This window comes from Streptomyces sp. NPDC127084, assembly GCF_042724175.1.
Taxonomy (GTDB): Bacteria; Actinomycetota; Actinomycetes; order Streptomycetales; family Streptomycetaceae; genus Streptomyces.
The window spans coordinates 6,671-9,970 of the sequence record NZ_JBHXFA010000201.1; the positions used below are offsets into that span (position 1 = coordinate 6,671).

General features: G+C 72.6%; 2 protein-coding genes and 1 pseudogene. 2 read left to right on the forward strand and 1 reads right to left on the reverse strand.

Annotation, left to right across the window (positions count from 1 at the left end; translation table 11 throughout):
* Positions 1-71: 71 nt before the first annotated feature.
* Positions 72-1,343: pseudogene (locus tag ACFWI9_RS30440) on the forward strand (pyruvate dehydrogenase (acetyl-transferring), homodimeric type); the annotation flags it as partial.
* A gap of 52 nt (positions 1,344-1,395) precedes the next feature.
* Positions 1,396-2,367 carry a helix-turn-helix transcriptional regulator gene (locus ACFWI9_RS30445; RefSeq protein WP_387167326.1) on the forward strand — a complete coding sequence of 324 codons (972 nt, stop codon included), beginning with the start codon at positions 1,396-1,398 and terminating at the stop codon, positions 2,365-2,367.
* Here ACFWI9_RS30445 and ACFWI9_RS30450 read toward each other — a convergent pair.
* A partial coding sequence (locus ACFWI9_RS30450; RefSeq protein ID WP_387167329.1) for an SDR family oxidoreductase occupies positions 2,358-3,300 on the reverse strand: 943 nt, incomplete at its 5' end. The genes ACFWI9_RS30445 and ACFWI9_RS30450 overlap by 10 nt on opposite strands.

Consider the following 3,300-nt stretch of genomic DNA (forward strand, 5'->3'; position numbering starts at 1 on the left):
CTGCGGCCCCGGGGGGCGGCCCCCCCCGGGGGGCGCCCTCCCGCCCCCCGCCCCCCCCCCCGCGGCCCCCCCCCCCCCCGGCCCGCCGGGTACACCCGGTCGGTCCGCTCCCCGCGCCTGCCGACAAGGCGTTCGCCGCGTTCGACAAGGGCTCCGGCAGCCAGTCCGTGGCCACCACGATGGCGTTCGTCCGGCTGATCAAGGACCTGATCAGGGACAAGGAAACCGGCAGGCGCTGGGTCCCGATCGTCCCCGACGAGGCCCGTACGTTCGGTATGGAGTCGCTGTTCCCGTCGCTCGGCATCTACTCGCCGAAGGGCCAGACGTACGAGCCGGTCGACCGCGACCAGCTGATGTACTACCGCGAGGCGGCCAACGGCCAGATCCTCAACGAGGGCATCACCGAGGCCGGCTCGATGGCCGACTTCATCGCCGCGGCGACCTCGTACGCCACGCACGGCGAGGCGATGATCCCCTTCTACATCTTCTACTCGATGTTCGGCTGGCAGCGCACCGCCGACCAGATGTGGCAGCTCGGCGACCAGCTCGGCAAGGGCTTCCTGATCGGCGCCACGGCCGGCCGTACGACCCTGACCGGCGAGGGCCTCCAGCACGCCGACGGCCACTCGCCGATGATCGCGGCGACGAACCCCGCGGCGCTGACCTACGACCCCGCCTTCGCCTACGAGGTCGCGGCCATCGTCAAGGACGGTCTGCGCCGGATGTACGGCGAGGCCCGGCCGGACGAGGACCCGGATGTCTTCTACTACCTGACGGTCTACAACGAGCCGATGCCGCAGCCCGCCAAGCCCGAGGGGGCAGGCGTGGACGAGGGCATCGTGCGCGGTCTGTACCGCTTCAGGGAGGGCGAGGGCGCGGCGGACGACCCGCGTATCCAGCTGCTGGCGTCCGGTACGGCGATCCACTGGGCGCTGGAGGCGCAGCGGCTGCTCGCCGCCGACTGGAACGTGACGGCCGATGTCTGGTCCGCGACGTCCTGGACCGAGCTCAGGCGCGACGCGCTGGAGGCGGACGCGGCGCTGCTGCGCGGCGAGGAGCGCATCCCGTACGTCCGCCAGGCGCTGGAGGGTGCCGAGGGCCCGGTGCTCGCGGTCAGCGACTACATGCGGCAGGTCCCGGACCAGATCGCGCAGTGGGTGGAACAGGACTGGTCATCGCTGGGCGCGGACGGCTTCGGTCTGTCCGACACGCGCGCGGCGGCCCGCCGCCACTTCGGGGTGGACGCCGAGTCGGTGGTGGTCGCGGCCCTGGCGCAGCTCGCCCGCCGTGGTGAGGTCTCCGCGTCGGCGGTGAAGGAAGCACGCGAGCGCTACGGCCTGTGAACGCGTCGCGGGTCCCGGCGCGATGGTGCCGGGGCCCGCGACAATGGCTGCCATGCGTGCCGCCCGTCTCATCAAGATGGTCCTGCTGCTCCAGTCGAGGCCTTCCATGACCGCCGCCGAGCTCGCCCAGGAGCTGGAGGTCTCCGAGCGGACCATCACCCGTGACGCGCTCGCGCTGTCCGAGGCCGGGGTGCCGGTGTACGCGGACCGGGGACGGGCGGGCGGATACCGGCTCATCGGCGGATACCGGACCCGGCTGACGGGTCTGGCCAGGAGCGAGGCGGAGGCGCTGTTCCTGTCAGGGGTGCCGGGGGCCCTGCGCGAGATGGGGCTTGAGGACGCTGGTTCGGCGGCCCGGTTGAAGGTGTCGGCCGCGCTGCTGCCGTCGCTGCGGGACGCGTCCGACACGGCCGCCCAGCGGTTCCATCTGGACGCGCCCGGCTGGTACCAGGAGCCGCGGACCCCGGAGCTGCTCCCGGAGATCGCCGAGGCGGTGTGGGGCGACCGCGTCGTGATGGCCCGCTACCGGGATGCCGAGCGGCGGCTGGAACCGTACGGTCTGGTCCTCAAGGCGGGGGTCTGGTATCTGTGCGCCCGCGCTGACGGAAAGTCCTTTCGGGTGTACCGGATCGACCGGTTCGCCACCGTGTCCGTCTCCGATCAGGGCTTCACCCGGGATGAAACCTTCGATCTGCCCGGCTTCTGGGAGGAGCGGGCCGCGCAGTTCGCCCGCTCGATCCTGCGTGCCGAGGTCGTCGTACGCCTCTCCCCCGACGCCGCCCGCAGGCTCCCCCACATCACCGACCGGGCCGCCGCCGTCGAGGCGCTGCAGTCGGCCGGACCACCGGACGGGCAGGGCTGGGTGACCGCGACCCTGGCGGTCGAGTCGGAGGTGGTGGCGTTCAGCCAGTTGCTCTCGCTCGGCGCGGAGTCGGAGGTCCTGGAGCCGGCGGGCCTCCGCGCACGCTTCGCGGAGGCCGCGGCCCGGATGCACGCCCTGTACGGACCCGGCGGTCAGCGGTAGGCGTCGACGGGCGCGTCCTTGCCGCCGTGGACCACATCGAGGAAGTACCCCCAGGCGTCCGGCCTGCTGCCGTCGGCGTCCGTGAAGCCGTACTCCCTGGCGAGCTGCCCACTGGACAGCGTCTGCCCGTTCCACCGCGCCCGCTCCGGGTCGGCGGCGACAGCGGCGACGCCCCGGCCCACGTAGACCGGTGACTCGGCCACGGCGAAGTGGGGCTCCTTGGCGACGGCATCGCGCCAGTTCTCCTCGCGCACGCCGAAGGCGTCGAGCATCTGCTCGGAGCGCAGGAATCCGGGGGTGACGCAGACGGCAGTGCAGCCGAGATCCTCCAGATCGTGGCCGAGGGTGAAGGCCATCCTGATGGGGGCGTTCTTGGCCAGGTCGTAGTAGAAGTTCTCGCGGAAGCGCCGGTTGTACTCGGGTGTGCCGTCGGTGATCTCGAAGAGGATGCCCCCGGGCCTGCGCACCAACAGCGGGAGGGCGACGCTGCTGGTGATGATGTGGCTGCGTACGCCGAGCTCCAGCAGGCGCAGCCCCCGTTCGAGGTCGGTGTGCCACATCTTGGTGTGCCATTCGAGCAGGTGGTCGCCGCCCCAGAGGTCGTTGACGAGGATGTCCAGCCGGTCCTGCTCCTGTCCGATCCGGGCGATCAGCGCCCTGACCTGGTCCGGGTCCAGGTGGTCGGTCGGTACGGCGATGCCCTCGCCGCCCGCCGCGGTGACCAGTTCGGCGGTCTCCTCGATGGTCTCGGTGGTCCGGCCGACCTCGCTGACGCGTTCCCTGGTCGTACGCCCCGTCACATAGACGGTCGCGCCCGCCGTCCCGAGTTGTACGGCGATGGCGCGGCCGGCGCCCCCGGGGCGCGCCCCCCCGCGCGGGGCGCCCCCCCCCGGGTGCCGCTTGGGGGGGGGGGCGGGGGGACCCGGGAACCGC

Coding starts and splice junctions, on each gene's coding strand:
- ACFWI9_RS30445 (WP_387167326.1), top strand. CDS start 1,396: ATGCGTGCCGCCCGTCTCATCAAGATGGTCCTGCTGCTCCAGTCGAGG.